The sequence below is a fragment of the Sphingopyxis sp. 550B genome (assembly GCF_057401805.1).
The window spans coordinates 3871250-3887296 of record NZ_CM171610.1 but is presented as its reverse complement, the minus strand read 5'-3'; the positions used below and the strand labels follow the sequence as shown (position 1 = coordinate 3887296).

At 68.7% G+C, this 16047-nt stretch carries 19 protein-coding genes; 11 read left to right on the top strand and 8 right to left on the bottom strand.

The annotated features are described in order from the left end of the window. Positions 1-86: 86 nt before the first annotated feature. The 4 genes from AC2S9W_RS17990 to AC2S9W_RS17975 all read right to left on the bottom strand — a co-directional run bounded on the left by AC2S9W_RS17990 (position 87) and on the right by AC2S9W_RS17975 (position 2793). Positions 87-833, bottom strand: a complete 747-nt coding sequence (locus AC2S9W_RS17990) for a hypothetical protein (RefSeq protein ID WP_076076226.1) — start codon at positions 831-833, stop codon at positions 87-89. A 144-nt stretch (positions 834-977) separates the two neighbouring features. Then, the gene (locus AC2S9W_RS17985) at positions 978-1415 is read right to left on the bottom strand and encodes a DUF1330 domain-containing protein (RefSeq protein ID WP_076076223.1); all 438 of its coding nucleotides are present in this window, start codon (positions 1413-1415) and stop codon (positions 978-980) included. After that, positions 1412-1963, bottom strand: a complete 552-nt coding sequence (locus tag AC2S9W_RS17980) for a GNAT family N-acetyltransferase (protein WP_067112511.1) — start codon at positions 1961-1963, stop codon at positions 1412-1414. The genes AC2S9W_RS17985 and AC2S9W_RS17980 overlap by 4 nt, the downstream gene beginning before the upstream one ends. Positions 1964-2388: 425 nt before the next feature. Further along, on the bottom strand, positions 2389-2793 hold the full coding sequence (locus AC2S9W_RS17975; RefSeq protein ID WP_324787668.1) for a glycine zipper 2TM domain-containing protein: 405 nt from the start codon (positions 2791-2793) through the stop codon (positions 2389-2391). Between the two features lie 216 nt (positions 2794-3009). On the opposite strand from AC2S9W_RS17975, the gene AC2S9W_RS17970 reads away from it, so the two are divergent. After that, positions 3010-3231 (top strand): hypothetical protein, encoded by a 222-nt coding sequence (locus AC2S9W_RS17970; RefSeq protein ID WP_067185099.1) that lies wholly within the window; start codon positions 3010-3012, stop codon positions 3229-3231. Between the two features lie 25 nt (positions 3232-3256). Continuing rightward, positions 3257-4174: an EamA family transporter RarD gene (rarD, locus tag AC2S9W_RS17965; protein ID WP_486571381.1), complete on the top strand. Its 918-nt coding sequence runs from the start codon at positions 3257-3259 to the stop codon at positions 4172-4174. Between the two features lie 16 nt (positions 4175-4190). Here the strand turns inward: rarD and pyrC are convergent, their stop codons facing one another. Next, complete coding sequence (pyrC, locus tag AC2S9W_RS17960) at positions 4191-5213, bottom strand: dihydroorotase (RefSeq protein ID WP_067112502.1); 1023 nt, start codon at positions 5211-5213, stop codon at positions 4191-4193. A gap of 151 nt (positions 5214-5364) precedes the next feature. Between pyrC and ygfZ the strand changes: the two genes are divergently transcribed. From ygfZ to AC2S9W_RS17940, 4 genes are all read left to right on the top strand, one after another. Continuing rightward, positions 5365-6099, top strand: a complete 735-nt coding sequence (ygfZ, locus tag AC2S9W_RS17955; protein ID WP_486571380.1) for a CAF17-like 4Fe-4S cluster assembly/insertion protein YgfZ — start codon at positions 5365-5367, stop codon at positions 6097-6099. 31 nt (positions 6100-6130) lie between these two features. After that, entirely contained in the window at positions 6131-6754 is a 624-nt protein-coding gene (locus AC2S9W_RS17950) for a hypothetical protein (RefSeq protein ID WP_424543354.1), read from the top strand. Positions 6755-6800: 46 nt separating this feature from the next. After that, a complete protein-coding gene (locus tag AC2S9W_RS17945) occupies positions 6801-7364 on the top strand; it encodes a retropepsin-like aspartic protease family protein (protein ID WP_424543353.1) in 564 nt (187 codons plus the stop codon). Positions 7365-7479: 115 nt separating this feature from the next. Next, on the top strand, positions 7480-8157 hold the full coding sequence (locus AC2S9W_RS17940) for an MBL fold metallo-hydrolase (RefSeq protein WP_067112490.1): 678 nt from the start codon (positions 7480-7482) through the stop codon (positions 8155-8157). Positions 8158-8449: 292 nt separating this feature from the next. Here the strand turns inward: AC2S9W_RS17940 and AC2S9W_RS17935 are convergent, their stop codons facing one another. Then, positions 8450-8887 carry an MAPEG family protein gene (locus AC2S9W_RS17935; protein WP_424538784.1) on the bottom strand — a complete coding sequence of 146 codons (438 nt, stop codon included), beginning with the start codon at positions 8885-8887 and terminating at the stop codon, positions 8450-8452. Positions 8888-9205: 318 nt separating this feature from the next. On the opposite strand from AC2S9W_RS17935, the gene rpmF reads away from it, so the two are divergent. From rpmF to AC2S9W_RS17910, 5 genes are all read left to right on the top strand, one after another. Further along, entirely contained in the window at positions 9206-9385 is a 180-nt protein-coding gene (gene rpmF, locus AC2S9W_RS17930) for a 50S ribosomal protein L32 (protein ID WP_056348227.1), read from the top strand. A 22-nt stretch (positions 9386-9407) separates the two neighbouring features. Next, positions 9408-10442, top strand: a complete 1035-nt coding sequence (plsX, locus tag AC2S9W_RS17925; RefSeq protein WP_067112487.1) for a phosphate acyltransferase PlsX — start codon at positions 9408-9410, stop codon at positions 10440-10442. Beyond that, positions 10439-11404, top strand: coding sequence for a beta-ketoacyl-ACP synthase III (locus tag AC2S9W_RS17920; RefSeq protein ID WP_076076206.1), 966 nt, complete (start codon positions 10439-10441; stop codon positions 11402-11404). Before plsX ends, AC2S9W_RS17920 begins: the two co-directional genes overlap by 4 nt. Positions 11405-11565: 161 nt before the next feature. Next, on the top strand, positions 11566-11859 hold the full coding sequence (locus AC2S9W_RS17915; protein WP_067112480.1) for an integration host factor subunit alpha: 294 nt from the start codon (positions 11566-11568) through the stop codon (positions 11857-11859). Between the two features lie 59 nt (positions 11860-11918). Then, on the top strand, positions 11919-12257 hold the full coding sequence (locus AC2S9W_RS17910) for a MerR family transcriptional regulator (RefSeq protein ID WP_067112525.1): 339 nt from the start codon (positions 11919-11921) through the stop codon (positions 12255-12257). A 391-nt stretch (positions 12258-12648) separates the two neighbouring features. Here AC2S9W_RS17910 and AC2S9W_RS17905 read toward each other — a convergent pair whose 3' ends face one another. Together AC2S9W_RS17905 and AC2S9W_RS17900 are read right to left on the bottom strand one after the other, a co-directional pair. Beyond that, positions 12649-13200: a SixA phosphatase family protein gene (locus AC2S9W_RS17905; protein WP_486571379.1), complete on the bottom strand. Its 552-nt coding sequence runs from the start codon at positions 13198-13200 to the stop codon at positions 12649-12651. Between the two features lie 62 nt (positions 13201-13262). Next, positions 13263-16013 carry an ATP-dependent DNA helicase gene (locus AC2S9W_RS17900; RefSeq protein ID WP_104959773.1) on the bottom strand — a complete coding sequence of 917 codons (2751 nt, stop codon included), beginning with the start codon at positions 16011-16013 and terminating at the stop codon, positions 13263-13265. Positions 16014-16047: the final 34 nt, after the last annotated feature.

Sequence of the window (16047 nt, the reverse complement as noted above, 5' to 3'; positions counted from 1 at the left end):
CACCGCACATGGAAAATGCCCCGGAGCTCCCCTCTCTCCGGGGCATTTTCATATCGTCGAAGCCTGCCCGCTATTTTCCGACCCTGCTATTTTCCGCCCGACGCCACCAGGTCGACGTCGGTCATGCCGCCGTCGCGGCGCGCGAAGACGACATAGGCAAGGTCGCCGCGTGTGCCGCCCAGCATATGCTCGTTGCCGTTGATCCGATGGTCGCTGGTATAGCCGGCACGGATCGCCATCGTGTGATAATAGTCGAGAACGCCCTGCAGCGAGGCGGCGGTCTGGAAATTGACGACGCGGATGTTGCACTGGCCGCCGGCGACTCCGGCCGCCTCGCGCAGCGTCGCGCGCGGATAGACGGGGAAGGCGGCGGGCAGGCGGTCGGCCCACTGGTTGCCATAGGTCAGCTTCGCATCGCAGCTTCCCTTCGCCTGCTCGCGGGCGAGCGCGCCGATGGTGACGGGGCGCTTCGCCTCGCACCCGTCGCAATTCGCCTCGAACGGCAGCGCCTTGGGCGCGGCGAGCAATTTGCCCGCCTTCATCGCCGCCGCGGCTTCGGCCGCGGTCGCCGCCTTGCCGGCGCCGATGCCGGGAACGCCGCCGTCGACCGGCCGGTTGCCCGGTCCGACCGCGTTGCGGTTCGCTTGGCCGGTCAGCTTCGGATCGACCATGATCTTGTCTTCGAGCGCGCCCTTCACCGTCGGGTCGGCGTTGGTCAGCCCGTCGTCGAGCGGCTTCAACTCCGCCTTGGCGGCGGGATTGTCCCGGCAGCCGGCGAGCCCCGCCGTCGCCACCAGCAAGCCGGCAACCAGCCATTTTCCCCGCACGATCATTGCTAACACTCCCTTAATCTCTTGGCCTCGGGCTTGCCGGAAGCTGGTTAAGAAGATGTGAGGAAAAAGCGTTAACAGGCAAGGATTTGTTAGCCGAAAACTGTGCCGGAGCGAGACGCTATTCCGCTCTCCGCACCGCGCGCCCTATGCGAAACCCTTCGTTTCCGCCGTTCCCGGCGCGCAGCGGATCAGCCGCGAGGTCTCGACCGCCGCCTGCCGGTGAACCACCGCCTCGCGATAGACGGGGTCGGTCACCATCGCCATGAAGGCGCCGCTGTCCGGATATTGCGCGACGAACACCGCATCCCATCTTTCATCCGCCGGGCCGATCACCATCGCCTCCATCGTGCCGCGCCAGACGACCCGGCCGCCGAGCCGTTCGAACACCGGGCCGCTGTCCCGCCCGTAATGGGCATAGGCCTCCGCGCCGCTCAGCCCCTTGCCCGCGAGCGGGTGTTCGGCCGGGTAGGCGGCCTCGGCCCGGAAGCGCACGAGGTTCAGCATATGGATCGGCGTATCGCGCGGCAGCGCCTTGAAGGCGTCGAACTGCGCGCGTTCGGGGTCGACATGGCGATTGGTCATGGACGGAATTCCTTGCGTTTGGCCCGCCATGCCTCCGCGCTTTGCGTCCAGGCGTCGACGGGGGCGTGCTCAAAGGGCGGGGGCAGGCGGGTCGGGCCCGCATTGGTGGCGCCCAGCCGCCGCGCCAGTGCCTGCGAGCGGCCGTTCGCGGGGTCGATGCTGTGCATCAGTTCGGGCCATTTCAGAAATTCGACCGCGAAATCGCATGCCGCGACCGCGCCCTCGAAGGCATAGCCCTTGCCGGCGAAGCGGGCGCGCACGCCATAGCCGATCTCGGGCGCCGGCCATCCGTCGGGCTCCCAGGGCCCCAGCCGCCCGACCCATTCGCCCGTTGCGCGCTCGATCACCGAGAACATCGAAAAACCCCGGATATGCCACGCGCCCGCGAGCGTGCACCAATGCCGCCATGCGGACGAACGCGGACAGGTGCCGCCGATGAAGCGCATCGTCTCCTCTTCGGCGCACATGGCGGCGAAGGCATCGAAATCCTCGGTGGCCGGCGGGCGCAGGATCAGCCGTTCGGTGACGAGCAGCGGGCCGTTGAGCATGGCGATCCTTTCCGAAGGGCGTTTCGGCAAGCGCCGGGGCGACCGGTTGTGCGACAAGGCGGGGCGAGGGGCAAGCCCGCTGACACCCTTTCTTCCTTCCTTCGTCATGCTGAACGCGTTTCAGCATCCATGGCCCGCCGTCTCCTTCGGCGCCGCGCCAATGGACAGCGCAGACCATGGATTCCCAAACAGGTTGGCAACCCTCTCTTTTTCGACAGCTAACCGTTCCCCCGGCGAAAGCCGGGGTCCAGATGGCATGAGCTGCCGCCCCGCGTGGACCCCGGCTTTCGCCGGGGAACAGGTCCTTACCCGAACGACAATGGCCCCAACGAACGAGGGCGCCGGCCGCTAGGCCGACGCCCTCTTCCATGCGGGGAGCGGATGGAGGGGTCTCGGACCCGCACCCCGCATTGGAATCCGCTGGATCAGCGGCAGCGATACTTGTCGCGGTCGATCTCGCGACCGAGCAGCGCGCCGCCGGCCGCGCCGAGCACCGTGCCCAGCAGCTTGTCGCCGCCGCCGGCAATCTCATGCCCGGCGAGGCCGCCGACCGCACCGCCGATCAGCAGGCCGGTCGTGCCATTGTCCTTCTTGCAGCGATAGCGCCCGTCGCTATCGCGCCAGATGCGGGTGTTCGAATTGATCCGCTCGTCGCGCGAGGCATAATTGCGGCGGTGCTTGCGCTTCTTGTAATAATCGGCCGAAGCCTCCGCCTTGTGATAGCCCGGAGCGGCAACCGCGCTCGACAGACCGGCGTAGGCCGGGGCGCTGCCGACGACGCCTGCCGCGACGAAAGCGCCGATCAGGCCTTTGGTGAAATTCTGCATCATGAATCCTTTCCTGGTCTGGCGCCCTGACCGCCGCACGGACGGCGGACGCTTCGATGGGGAGAACGAGCCTCGTCTGGACTGCGTTGCATGAACCCTGGGCAACAAGACGAAGCGAGTATTTCGATAGATGAACCGAGATAATTCTCGCATCGCGGCTATCGCCGTGCGACCGCCGAAGAGGCTTGAAGGGCGCAGGCGACCGTGCGACATAGAGCCATGCTCAACCTCCTTTCGCTTGTCATCGGCGTTTTCGCGCTGGTTCTGGCCATCCCGGCTTTCATCCCGCTGCTCGGCTGGGCGAACTGGGTGATCGTGCCGATCGCCATCGTCGGGCTGGCGCTGGGCGCGATGTCGGGACGGACGAGCGGCCGCAACCTCAACATCGTCGTGATCGTCGTCGGCGTGATACGCCTGATGCTCGGCGGCGGCATCCTCTGACCAGCCGGCCGGGCGAACCCGTGCGATGAACCGAGCCACTGCCGCGCAGGGGAGCGATCAGGGCGGGCTGCCCTATGCGCTCGCCGCCTATGGCATCTGGGGCTTCGTCCCGATCTTCTTCAAGCTGCTGGTCAGCGTGCCGCCGGTCGAGGTGCTGGCGCAGCGCATCCTCTGGTCGCTGCCGCTCTGCTTCGCGATCATGGTCTTCCGCCGTCAGATCGGCGCCTATCTGGCGGCGCTCAGGGATTGGCGGACGCTGCGCATCCTGCTCGTGAGTTCGATCCTGATAGCGCTCAACTGGCTCGTCTACATCTATGCGATCGTGACGGACCATGTGCTGGCGACCAGCCTCGGCTATTATCTCAACCCGCTGGTCAATGTGATGCTGGGAATGATCTTCCTCGGCGAACGACTCTCGCGGCTCCAGATGGTGGCGGTCGCGATCGCCGCGCTTGGGGTCGCGCTACTGCTCGGCGGTGCGCTCGAAACGCTGTGGATCAGCCTGACGCTCGCCTTCAGCTTCGGCTTCTATGGTCTGTTGCGCAAGGTGGCGCCGGTCGGATCGCTGCCGGGTCTGGCGATCGAGACGACGCTGCTGTTCGTGCCCGCGCTCGTCGTCGCCGTCTATTATGTCGCGGCCGGCGATGGGGTGGGATTCGGCTCCGACCGCGACATCACGCTGTTGCTGGTGTCGGCGGGGGCGATCACCGCGATCCCGCTGCTGTTCTTCGCGACCGCGGCGCGGCGGATGAGCTTCGCCGTGCTCGGCTTCTGCCAGTATCTCGCGCCGAGCATCGTCTTCCTGCTCGGCCTCTTCCTGTTCGACGAACCGCTGAAACCGGCGCAGCTTGTCTGCTTCCTGCTGATCTGGATCAGCATCGCGCTGTTCAGCTTCGACATCTGGGCGAAATCGCGCGGGGCGCGGGTCGCGCCGACGCCCTGACTGGCGGGAACGGACCCTACGCCAGCCGCCAGCCCAATGTTTCGCCGGCGTGGAAGGGCACGACCTCGCCGATGCGGTCGGGGACCGTCACCGCGCCGCGTTCGAGCGTCACCGTGCCTTCGTTGAGCGGCAGGCCATAGAAGCGCGGCCCGTGCTCGCTCGCGAAGCCTTCGAGCTTGTCGAGCGCCCCGTCCTCGTCGAACGCGGTCGCATAGCTTTCGAGCGCGAAGGGCGCGTTGAAGATGCCCGCGCAGCCGCAGGCGGCTTCCTTGGTATGCATCGCGTGCGGCGCACTGTCGGTGCCCAGGAAGAATTTGGGGGAACCCGAGGTTGCCGCCGCGCGCACCGCCAGACGGTGATGCTCGCGCTTGGCGACCGGCAGGCAATAGGCGTGCGGGCGGATGCCGCCGACGAGCATCGCGTTGCGGTTGATGTGGAGATGCTGCGGGGTGATCGTCGCGGCGACGGTAGCGGGGGCGTCGGCGACGAACTGCGCGGCCTCGGCCGTCGTGATATGCTCGAAGACGATCCTGAGCGCCGGAAAACGCGTGACCAGCGGCGCGAGCGTGCGGTCGATGAACACCGCCTCGCGGTCGAAGATGTCGACGTCCGCGTCGGTGACCTCGCCGTGGATCAGCAGCGGCATGCCGATCGCCTGCATCGTCTCGAGCACCGGCATGATGTTGGCGATGTCGGTGACGCCGTGCGCACTGCCGGTGGTCGCGTGCGCCGGATAGAGCTTTGCGGCAGTGAACACGCCCTCGGCATGGCCGCGCGCCATTTCGCCGGGATCGGTGCGGTCGGTGAGATAGGCGACGATCAGCGGCGTGAAATCGAGCCCGGCGGGCACCGCGGCGCGGATGCGCTCGCGATAGGCGACGCCTTCGGCGACTGTCGTCACCGGCGGCGACAGGTTGGGCATGACGATCGCGCGCGCGAACTGGCGCGCGGTCCACGGCGCGACATGCGCCAGCATCGCGCCGTCGCGCAGATGAACGTGCCAGTCGTCGGGGCGGCGAAGGATCAGGCGGTCGGTCATTTTCGTCTCCCCCCTCCCGCTTGCGGGAGGGGTCGGGGGTGGGCAGTCCGTTGCGCGATTAGCCCAAGTCGAGGTTCAGGCCCACCCCAAACCCCTCGTGCAGGCGGGAGGGGGCTTTAAGTCGCCGCCATGTCGTCCTATTTCGCTATCCATGGCCAACAATACCCTCGACGATCGTGCCCTCGTCCGCCTGTCGGGCGAGGATGTCCGCGGCTTCCTGCAGGGACTCGTCACCAACGACGTGTCGGGCAACCTGCCGGTCTGGGCGGCGCTGCTGACGCCGCAGGGCAAGGTGTTGTTCGATTTCCTGATCTGGGGCGACCGCGACGACATCCTCATCGACTGCGAGCGCGCAGCAAGCGAGGCGCTGGTCAAGCGGCTGACCCTCTACCGCCTGCGCCGCGCGATCACCATCGCGCCCGAGCCCGGCCTGTCCGTGCACTGGGCGCCTTACGGCGACCTCGGCGAGCCCGATCCGCGCCTTCCCGACCTCGGCCAGCGCTGGCTCGGCCCGGCCGATGAAGGCGAAGGGGAGGGCGCCGACGCGGCGTGGCACACGCACCGCCTGTCGCTCGGCGTCACCGAGGGGCGGACCGAGCTGGGCGACGGCACGACGCTGTGGCTCGAATGCAATGCCGCGGAACTGCACGGCGTCAGCTTCACCAAGGGCTGCTATGTCGGGCAGGAGAACACCGCGCGGATGAACTGGCGGCAGAAGGTCAACCGGCGGCTGGTCGTCGTGCCGATCGCCGACGCCGATGCCAGGCGGCAGGTGGTCGCCTATCCCGAACTCGGCTGGTCGGTCGAGCATCGCCGCGTTGAATCGATCGACGCTGCAAAGGCGCCCGCATGGATGCGCGAGGCGCTGACGTCGGACGGTTCATGACGCGTGCAGCCCGTGGCGCTATGATGGCGGCATGCGCGCGATCCTGACTCTTTGCCTGTTGGCGGCCGCGACGCCCGCCGCGGCGCAGAGCCGCTGCGCGCCGCCTGTCCCGGCCGCCGAGCCGCGCGCGGCGGCGCCGCTCGTCCCCGGCTATGAGGACGATGCGCCGCGGACTCCGACGCCGCTTTCGGACCTTGCCGGCGATTCGCCGTGGCTGCCGCGTTTCGAGGCGGCGGCGGACGCGTTGCTGGCGGCGTTGCGCTCGGGCGATGTCGCGCGCTGGCAACTCCTGCTCGGCGGGCCATGGCTGGGCGCGGCTGATGCCCGCGCGGTGGAAGCGCTGCTGGCCGACCCGTGCGGCGCCTTCGCGCCGCTGTTCGCGGGCGAGACGCCGCCGACGCGCCGCATTCTGGGATGGAGCGTCCCTGCCTCCTATTCCGCCACCGAGCGCGCCGAGATCGCGGCGCGGCCCGAGGCCGAGGCGCTCGTCTGCTGGAGCGCCCGCCCGCCGGCCGAAGCCGTCTGGCCGCGCACTGCAGCCGAAGCCGACAATGCGCCCGACCGCCCCTATGGCTGCGCGCGCATCGCTTATTCGCTGCGCGAGGGATCGCCGCAATGGCGCGCCTTCATCGAAACGCCGCCCACCGGATTCTGACCGCGGCTTAACGATTCCCCAACCCCGACCTGCGACAATCGCTGCCATGTTGGGGCGTATGCTGGGTCTGGCCGCGGTGGTCGCGGCGGTGTCGGTCGGGATGGCGGGAATCGCCAGCCGGACGGCGTCGATCGGCAATGCCGGAGTCGCCGCCGATGCGGGCAAGGACGACACGAACGGCAACTGGACCACCGCGAAGCGCCGTCATGGCTGGTCTTCGGCACCTGCCGCCGCGCGCGGCGGGTCGGGGGAGGTGCGGATCGGCCGCGCGGGCGATTCGCATTTCTATGCCGACGCCGATGTCGACGGCGCGAATATCCGCATGATGGTCGACAGCGGCGCCTCGATCGTCGCGCTGACGCGCCGCGATGCGGAGGCGATCGGGATCGACGTCGATCGCCTGCCGGTCGCGGGCATGGCGAACACCGCGGGCGGTGCGGTGCCGATGCGCCCGGTAATGCTCGACAGCGTCGAGGTGGACGGGATCGAGGTTCGCGGCGTCCAGGCGGCGGTCGTCGATGCCGACATGGGCGTGTCGCTGCTCGGCCAGAGCTTCCTGTCGCGGCTCGACGCGGTGAATATCGAAGGCGACACGATGACGCTGCGCTGATTCCGGTACCATCGGAAAGTGCGCCTGTCCCTCCCGCAAGCGGGAGGGGAGGAGGGCGCGACTACAAGTCCCTCCGCCCTTGCCAACCCCGCCGCATTTCCCCACATCGAAGCGCATGAACGCTCCCAATCCCCCGCTCAAGGCCGCGATCGTCCCGGTCACCGCCTTTCAGCAGAACTGCACCCTGCTCTGGTGCACCGAAACCAACAAGGCGGCGCTGGTCGATCCCGGCGGCGATCTGCCGAAGCTGCGCGAGGCGATCCGCCAGACAGGGGTGGAGGTCGAGAAGATCCTCGTCACCCACGGCCACATGGACCATTGCGGTCAGGCGGGCGTGCTGGCGAAGGAACTCGGCGTCCCGGTCGAAGGGCCGCACGAGGACGACCGCTTCTGGATCGAGCGGCTGGGCGAGGATGGCGCGCGCTATGGCATGGCGGGCGAGGTGTTCGAGCCCGACCGCTGGCTGAAGGACGGGGACACGGTGACGGTGGGTAACCTCGTCATCGACGTCATCCATTGTCCCGGCCACACCCCGGGCCACGTCGTCTTCCATCATCGCCCGTCGAAGCTCGCGATCGTCGGCGACGTGCTGTTCCAGGGATCGATCGGCCGCACCGATTTCCCGCGCGGCGATCACCAGCAACTGCTCGATTCGATCACGCAGAAGCTGTGGCCGCTCGGCGACGATACCATCTTCCTGCCCGGCCACGGACCGCACAGCAGCTTTGCGCAGGAACGGCGCACTAATCCCTATGTCGGCGACATGGCGATGGGGGCACACCAGGGGGCCTAGAGCATCGAGCCTTAAATCTGACCCATCGTCCCGTTCGTGTCGAGAGAAGTCGAGACACCCATCAGCGTGGCGCAAGGCCAATGCGTGTCTCGACTTCGCTCGACACGAACGGATAAGGGGCGTTGCGGGTTTATGGCACGCCGCTCCAGGTCGCCCGACTCATCGGTCCGCTGCCGTCATTGCAAGCGGAGCGAAGCAATCGAGGGCGGTCTATGCCCACTCTGGATTGCCGCGCGGCTTCGCCGCTCGCAATGACGAGTCCTTGCTGGTCCCGCCGGGCCCGGTTCAACCGCTATTCCGATTCCACCGCCACCGTATCGGTCAGGGTCGAGCTGATGCTGGTCGGGGTCAGATAGACGGTGAGCAGCGCCGCGACCGCGAGACCGAGCTGGATCAGCATGGTGACGGTGATGCCGGCACCGCGCGCCCAGCCCAGCCCGTCCATGCCGATCGCGTGCAGGATGCGCGCGACCAGATACAGGGCGCCGACCGCCCACAGCCAGATCGACGAGCCGGCGCTCAACTCGACGAGCGCGAGCAGGATCAGCACGAAAGGCGTGTTCTCGACATAGTTGCTGTGCGCGCGCATCCGGCGGATCAGCCGTTCGTCGCCGCCGTCGCCGATCGAGACCTTCGCCTCGCCGCGCACGCGGCCGACGCGCATCGCGATCCAGATGTTGAGCAGTGCGGCGCCCGCCGCGATCGTCAGGCTGATCGGCAATATGATCATGTCGCTTCCCCCGTCTGTGGCCCGGCTCTTTCCTGCTGTCCGGCGCCGCAAGGGTGTGGCATCGTCGCGGGCAATCGGCAAGCGTCGTCCCGTTCGCGCTCGGGGCTTGCCTTTGCGGGCAAAAACGCTATAGCCGCGCCCGATCCGGCACCCGACACCATCAGGCGTTGAGGCACCTTCCGGCGGAAGATTTTCCCGCGATTCATGGCGGGGCAGCCTTCGGCACGGCGGGCGGGCCAGTCGTTTTCCATCCTTGGCGGTGGGCGACAAGTCCGGGTTCGCCGATTCGGTTAAACAGTTAAGAATGCAGGATATATCATGGCCGTCCCCAAGCGAAAAACCTCGCCCTCGAAGCGCGGCATGCGTCGCAGCCACGACAGCCTGAAGGTCGAAGCCTATCAGGAATGCCCGAACTGCGGCGAGCTCAAGCGCCCGCATAACCTGTGCAACGCCTGCGGCCACTACAATGGCCGTGAAGTGGTGTCGGTCGGCGCCTGACCATTAATCGGAGGCCGCTTCCATGAGCCTGACACCGCGAATCGCAATCGATGCGATGGGCGGTGATGTCGGCGTGCGCGTGATGTGCGCCGGCGCGGCCATGGCGCGTCATCAGCACGACGGCCTCCGCTTTCTGCTCGTCGGCGACGAAACGCGGATCAAGACCGCGCTCGAAAACCATCCGAACCTGCGCGCGGCGTCGGAGATCGTCCACACCGACAAGGTGGTGTCGGGTGAGGATCGGCCGAGCCAGGCGCTGCGCAACGGCCGCGGCAGCTCGATGGGGCTCGCGATCGACGCGGTGAAGCGCGGCGACGCCGGCGGCGCCGTGTCGGCGGGCAATACCGGCGCGCTGATGGCGATGGCGAAGCTCGCGCTGCGCACCATGCCGGGAATCGACCGGCCGGCGCTCGCCGCGCTGCTGCCGACGCTCGGCGACAACGACGTGGTGATGCTCGACCTCGGCGCCAATACCGAGTGCGACGCGACCAACCTCGTCCAGTTCGCGGTGATGGGCGCCGCCTATGCGCGCACCGCGATGGGGCTCGAACGCCCGCGCGTCGCGCTGCTCAACATCGGCACCGAAGAACTCAAGGGCACCGACGAGATTCGCGACGCCGCCGCGATCCTGCGCGAAACGCAGGGCCTGCCGATGGAATTCGCCGGCTTCATCGAGGGCGACAAGCTGTCGCGCGGCCGGGTCGACGTGATCGTCCACGACGGCTTTTCGGGCAATATCGCGCTCAAGACGATCGAAGGGACGGCGCGCTTCGTCACCGACCTGCTGCGCCGTGCCTTCACCAGTTCGCTGCGCTCGAAGATCGGCTTCCTCATCTCGCGCCCCGCGACCGAACTGCTGCGCCACCATCTCGATCCCAACAACCACAATGGGGCGGTGTTCCTGGGCCTCAACGGCGTCGTGCTGAAAAGCCACGGCAGCGCCGATGCCAAGGGCGTCGCCAATGCGGTGCACCTGTGCGCCGAACTCATCGAAAAGGACATCACGCGTCAGGTGACGGACGATCTCGCCAATTTCCGCCGCGAGGACGCGGCGTGACGCGCCGTTCGATCCTGGTCGGCACCGGTTCGGCGCTGCCGCGCACGCGCGTCTCGAACGACGAACTCGCGAAGCGCGTCGATACCAGCGACGAATGGATCGTCGAGCGCACCGGCATCCGCTTCCGCCACATCGCCGAGGCCGACGAGACGACGGGAACGCTGGCCGCCGACGCGGCGCGGCACGCGCTCGCGGCGGCGGGTCTGGCGCCCGCCGACATCGGCCTGATCATCGTCGCGACCGCGACCCCCGACAACACCTTCCCGGCGACCGCGACCAAGGTGCAGGCGCTGATCGGCGCGCCCGACTGCATCGCCTTCGACGTCGCGGCGGTGTGTTCGGGCTTCCTCTACGCGCTCTCGGTCGCCGATTCGATGCTGCGCACCGGCGCCGCGAAGCATGCGCTCGTCATCGGCAGCGAGACCTTCAGCCGCATCCTCGACTGGGAAGATCGCGGGACCTGCGTCCTGTTCGGCGACGGCGCGGGCGCGGTGGTGCTGTCGGCGGAGGAGGTCGCGGACGATCGCGGCATCCTGGCGACCCGCTTGCATGCCGAGGGGCAATATGGCGACATGCTCTATGTCGACGGCGGCCCGTCGACGACGGGAACGGTCGGCCACGTCCGCATGCAGGGGCGCGAGGTGTTCCGCCATGCCGTCACCAACCTCGCTGCCGTGCTGGGCGAGGTGCTGGCGGACGTCGGCCTCTCGGCCGCCGACATCGACTGGGTTGTGCCGCATCAGGCGAACAAGCGCATCATCGACGCGACCGCGAAGAAGCTGGGGCTGCCTGCGGAGCGCGTCGTGCTCACCGTCGATCAGCACGCCAACACCTCGGCGGCGTCGGTGCCGCTGGCGCTCGACCTCGCGGTGCGCGACGGGCGCATCCGGCGCGGCGACCTCGTCGTGCTCGAGGCGATGGGCGGCGGCTTCACCTGGGGCGCGGCCGTCCTGCGGATATGACCGCCGCGCACTGAGTCGGCCCCGCATGGCTCACCGCATCAACTTCTCGCTCCATCCTTTTCAGTTTGGCGGATTTCTTCGCTTTTGTTACACATGCGTGTGGGACTCGTGACGGTGGGGGCCTTCCCGAGCACCAGCTTTCAGGAGGGGAAGGGAAGAAGATGGTAGCAGGGACGCTCACGCGCGCGGACATCGCGGCGCGGATCAACCAGCAGATCGGCCTGTCGCGCAACGAATCGGCGGCAATCGTCGAATCGATTCTCGCGCATATGTCGGACGCGCTCGCCGCCGGCCAGAATGTGAAGATTTCGGGCTTCGGCACCTTCGTGTTGCGCGACAAGGCGCAGCGCATCGGCCGCAATCCCAAGACCGGCATCGAAGTGCCGATCCTGCCGCGCCGCGTGATGACCTTCCGCGCCAGCCAGGCGATGCGTGCCCGCGTCGCCGATAGCTGAACGGGGCGTCGGCCGTGGCGGAATCTGACGAGGCGGCGGGCGGCAAGGTGGCGGGCGCGATGCTCGCGATCGGCGAACTCGCCGACCGGATCGGAGTGCCGACCCATGTGCTGCGCTATTGGGAAACCCGCTTTCCGCAGTTGAAGCCGCTCCAGCGGTCGGGGCGCCGCCGCTATTATCGCCCGGCCGACATCGCGCTCGCCGAGCGCATCCACCATCTGCTGCACGTGCAGGGCTTCACGGTCGAAGGCGCGCGCAAGGCGTTGTCCGAATCCGATGGCGCCGCGCCGCCGGACGGGGACGCCGCCGAGCCGACGGCTGCGACGCCCGCGACGGGCCGGGTTCCAGTCGAAGCGCTGGTGGCGCTGCGCCAGCGCCTCGCGGCGGCGCTGCGCTAGAAACCATTGTCGCCCCCGCGAAGACTATTCGGTCGCGCAGCCTGTCTTTCCTTGTCACCCCGGACTCGATCGGCCCATATGTCCTACAGCCAAGTAAGCGGCTGTTCCCCGGCGAAAGCCGGGGTCCAGATGGCACAGCACTGCCCCGCGTGGACCCCGGCTTTCGCCGGGGAACTGCTACTTGTCGAAAGGGGATAATTGCCGACTCGATCCGGGGTCCATTCACGCAGCACCGAGAGAATGGATTCCGGATCAAGTCCGGGATGACGAAGGTTGGAAGGGGCAAATAGAAGCCATATCTGTTGCGTGAGTTATCTTCGCACGCCCGTTCACGGCATTTTATGCGCGAAGCCGGACATTCCAGAATCCACCCTGGCGCGGCCAGTGGGCCTCAGTCGTCGTCCATCGCCGGTGCCAGCGCGGGGTCGAGGTCGCGTGGGCGGATGAGCGCGGCCAGGCGCGCCTGATTGACGTCGAGGTCGCTCCAGTCGGTGATGTCGAGGTCCAGCCGCGCAAGGGCGCAGGTCGGGAACTTCTCCTCGACCAGCGCGCGCTGCGCGTCGTCGGGGGTTTCGGGGACGAGCATCAGGATCAGGTCCTCCAGCCCCGGATTGTGTCCGCTGATCAGCAGGTGCTGCGCATCGCCGCCGGTATCGCGCAGCACGTCGATCAGCGTCGCCGCCGAGGCGAGGTAGATGCGCCGGTCCCAGTGCGGCTCGATTCGGTCGAGCCCCGCGGCGGGCTGAAAGATGGCGAGCGTTTCGGCGACGCGCACCGCGGGGGAGGCGACGATCCGGTCGATCGGCCATGCCTGCCGCTTCGCATATTGGCCGATCAGTTCGGCCCCGCGCGCGCCGCGGGCGTTGATCGGACGGTCGAAGTCGCGCTCGACGGCGGCGTCCCAGCCCGATTTGGCGTGGCGCAGGATGGTCAAACTCTTCAAAATCTCTCCCCCGGACGCTCGGGCGCCTGTCCCCCGCGAATCCGCCGCCTTGTGCCGCAAACTCAGGACGGTGAAAAGGCGGCATAGGCGCTTTTTCGCCGCTCGACATTCGCGGCGGCGACGCGATTGACCACCTCGTCGAGCGGCAGGCGGCGGATCGGCGTCCCGTCGGGAAAGGCGCTCAGCAGTCGCGAAGGGAAGCTCGGCGACAGCATCACGAACTGGCCGAAATCGTCACTGCGGCGGATGAGCCGGCCAAAGGCCTGCGCGATGCGCGCGCGGATCACCCGGTCGTCATAGGCGCTGCCGCCCTGCGCCGCGCGGCGGGCGGCGTGCAGGATCGTCGGGCGCGGCCAGGGTACGCCTTCCATGACCACCAGCCGCAGCGAATCGCCGGGCACGTCGACCCCATCGCGCAGAGCGTCGGTGCCGAGCAGCGAGGCGTGCGGGTCGGCGCGAAAGATATCGACCAGCGTTCCGGTGTCGAGCGGATCGACATGCTGCGCGAACAGCGGCAGCCCGGCGCGCGCCAGCCGGTCGGCGATGCGCGCATGAACGATACGCAGCCGCCGGATCGCGCTGAACAGCCCCAGCGCACCGCCGCCCGCCGCCTCGATCAGCCGGCTATAGGCGCCGGCGAGCGCGGGCAGGTCGCCGCGCGCGATGTCGGTGGCGATCAGCACCTCCGACTGGCGTGCATAGTCGAACGGGCTGGGAACCGCGAAATGCGTCACGCCTCCGTCCAGATGGCGCGCGCCGGTGCGGATGTCGGCGTCGCTCCAGTCGTCCGCCGCGTGGCCGTCGCCGCGCAGCGTCGCCGACGTGACGAGCACGCCCTGCGCGGGGCGATAGACGATTTCCGCGACCGGCCTCGCGGGGTCGAGCCAGTGGCGATGCAGCCCGCAGTCATATTCGCGCCCGTCGAACCGCTCGACCGCGAGCCAGTCGACGAAATCGGGGTCGGCGGGGCCGCCGACGCGCCCGAGCAGCGCCAGCCACGCGCCGAGCGTGTCGATCCGCGTCCCCAGGCTGTGCCGCGCCCCGTCGACACGCGCCCGCGCCTGTCCGTCGAGCCAGTCGGGCGGGTCCTCGACCAGCGCGTCGAGCCGCTTGCCGAGCGCCATCAGCGGGCGCAGCAATGCCTCGACCGCGTCGCTCGCGGCGGCGGCGGCCGTCACCAGCTCGGGATCGGGGTCGGCAAGCTCGGTTTCGAGCCCATAGCCGCTGTCGGCCTGCTTCGGATCGGCGCCGCGCGCATAGACCTGTCCGCGCACCGCGGCGAGCAGCCGTTCGATCGCCCCCCAAGGGGCGTTCTCCGCCAGCCGCGCGAGCCAGCCGTCGCCGGGCAGTTCGGCGGCGGCCGCGATTGCCGCCTGGATCGCGCGCTCGCCGGCCTCGTCATAGCTCGCGACATCGGCGAGCCGCGCGGCGAGCCCGCGCCGGCGGCCGCGCGCCTTGCCTTCGGGGCCCATGATCCAGCGGCGGATTTCGATAGCCTCCTGCCCGGTCAGCGCGACCGCGAACATCGAATCGGCGGCATCCCACAGATGATGGCCCTCGTCGAAGATCAACCGCGTCGCCGGGGCGCCCCCCCCTTCGCGCGAAACGTCGCGCGGCCGCGCCGCCTGCACCATGGTCAACGCGTGGTTGGCGATCACGATGTCGGCCTGCGCCGCCGCGCGAGTCGAGCGCTCGATGAAGCATTTGCGGAAATGCGGGCACCCGGCATAGATGCATTCGCCGCGCCGGTCGGTAAGCGCGGTCGCGCCGTTGCGGCGGAACAGCGCGGGAAGCCAGCCGGGCAGGTCGCCGCCGATCATGTCGCCGTCGCGCGTATAGGCGGCCCAACGTGCGACGAGTTGCGCCAGCACCGCCGCGCGCCCCGAAAAACCGCCTTGCAGCGCGTCCTCCAGATTGAGCAGGCAGAGGTAATTCTCGCGCCCCTTGCGCACCACCACCTTCTCGCGGTGCGCGCGCGTGTCGGGATAGAGTTTCTCGGTCTCGCGCGCGAGCTGGCGTTGCAGCGCCTTGGTGTAGGTCGAGATGCAGACGCTGCCCGCCGACTCGTCGATCCACTGCTTTGCGGGGGCGAGATAGCCCAGCGTCTTGCCGATCCCGGTACCCGCCTCGGCCACCAGCATCTGCGGCGTGTCGCGGCGTTCGCGCGGGGCGAAGATCGCCGTCGCCGCGCGTGCATAATCCTGCTGCCCTGGCCGTCTCTCGGCGCCGTCGCCGGTCAGCCGGTCGAGCCGCGCCGCGACGTTCGCCGGATCGAGCACCACCTGTCGCGGCTGAGCGCGCGGCGGCTGCTCCTCCCATTCGGGCAGGCGGGCGAACAGCCAGCGGTCGGCGCGGTCGGGTGCGGCGAGGCGCGGCTGGATCAGCGGCGCCCACGGCCAGCGCTGGCGCGTCAGCGCTTGCAGGGCGTGCCATGCGCCCTCACGCTCGGGCCAGTTGGGATCGTCGAGGCAGGCCAGCATCGCCGCCGCCGCCTGCGGCAGAAAGGCCGCGACCTCATCCTCGCGCTGCGCCGCGGACAGGCCGAGCGCGGCGGCGATTCCCGCCGGCGTCGGCACAGCGAAGCGCGCGGGGTGAAGAAAAGCGAACAGTTCGAGCAGGTCGAGCCCCGACAGTTCGGGATAGCCGAGCCGGTCGCCGGTCAGCGTCGCGCCAAGCAGCAGGTGCGGCGTCCCCGCCACCGCCGCCATCGCCTCGCCGCGCCCGACGCGCTGCACCCGCCCCGCGGCATCGGACAGCCAGATTCCGACATGGCTCGCATGGATCGCGGGCAGGGAGAGGGAGGCGGGCGCCATCGCGCCAAGCTAAGGACAAAAGAGGAACGCGGCA

What these genes read in the sequence shown, in the direction of transcription:
- AC2S9W_RS17990 (WP_076076226.1), bottom strand. Translation starts at nt 833, where the DNA reads ATGATCGTGCGGGGAAAATGGCTGGTTGCCGGCTTGCTGGTGGCGACG.
- AC2S9W_RS17985 (WP_076076223.1), bottom strand. Translation starts at nt 1,415, where the DNA reads ATGACCAATCGCCATGTCGACCCCGAACGCGCGCAGTTCGACGCCTTC.
- AC2S9W_RS17980 (WP_067112511.1), bottom strand. Translation starts at nt 1,963, where the DNA reads ATGCTCAACGGCCCGCTGCTCGTCACCGAACGGCTGATCCTGCGCCCG.
- AC2S9W_RS17975 (WP_324787668.1), bottom strand. Translation starts at nt 2,793, where the DNA reads ATGATGCAGAATTTCACCAAAGGCCTGATCGGCGCTTTCGTCGCGGCA.
- AC2S9W_RS17970 (WP_067185099.1), top strand. Translation starts at nt 3,010, where the DNA reads ATGCTCAACCTCCTTTCGCTTGTCATCGGCGTTTTCGCGCTGGTTCTG.
- rarD (WP_486571381.1), top strand. Translation starts at nt 3,257, where the DNA reads ATGAACCGAGCCACTGCCGCGCAGGGGAGCGATCAGGGCGGGCTGCCC.
- pyrC (WP_067112502.1), bottom strand. Translation starts at nt 5,213, where the DNA reads ATGACCGACCGCCTGATCCTTCGCCGCCCCGACGACTGGCACGTTCAT.
- ygfZ (WP_486571380.1), top strand. Translation starts at nt 5,365, where the DNA reads ATGGCCAACAATACCCTCGACGATCGTGCCCTCGTCCGCCTGTCGGGC.
- AC2S9W_RS17950 (WP_424543354.1), top strand. Translation starts at nt 6,131, where the DNA reads ATGCGCGCGATCCTGACTCTTTGCCTGTTGGCGGCCGCGACGCCCGCC.
- AC2S9W_RS17945 (WP_424543353.1), top strand. Translation starts at nt 6,801, where the DNA reads ATGTTGGGGCGTATGCTGGGTCTGGCCGCGGTGGTCGCGGCGGTGTCG.
- AC2S9W_RS17940 (WP_067112490.1), top strand. Translation starts at nt 7,480, where the DNA reads ATGAACGCTCCCAATCCCCCGCTCAAGGCCGCGATCGTCCCGGTCACC.
- AC2S9W_RS17935 (WP_424538784.1), bottom strand. Translation starts at nt 8,887, where the DNA reads ATGATCATATTGCCGATCAGCCTGACGATCGCGGCGGGCGCCGCACTG.
- rpmF (WP_056348227.1), top strand. Translation starts at nt 9,206, where the DNA reads ATGGCCGTCCCCAAGCGAAAAACCTCGCCCTCGAAGCGCGGCATGCGT.
- plsX (WP_067112487.1), top strand. Translation starts at nt 9,408, where the DNA reads ATGAGCCTGACACCGCGAATCGCAATCGATGCGATGGGCGGTGATGTC.
- AC2S9W_RS17915 (WP_067112480.1), top strand. Translation starts at nt 11,566, where the DNA reads ATGGTAGCAGGGACGCTCACGCGCGCGGACATCGCGGCGCGGATCAAC.
- AC2S9W_RS17910 (WP_067112525.1), top strand. Translation starts at nt 11,919, where the DNA reads ATGCTCGCGATCGGCGAACTCGCCGACCGGATCGGAGTGCCGACCCAT.
- AC2S9W_RS17900 (WP_104959773.1), bottom strand. Translation starts at nt 16,013, where the DNA reads ATGGCGCCCGCCTCCCTCTCCCTGCCCGCGATCCATGCGAGCCATGTC.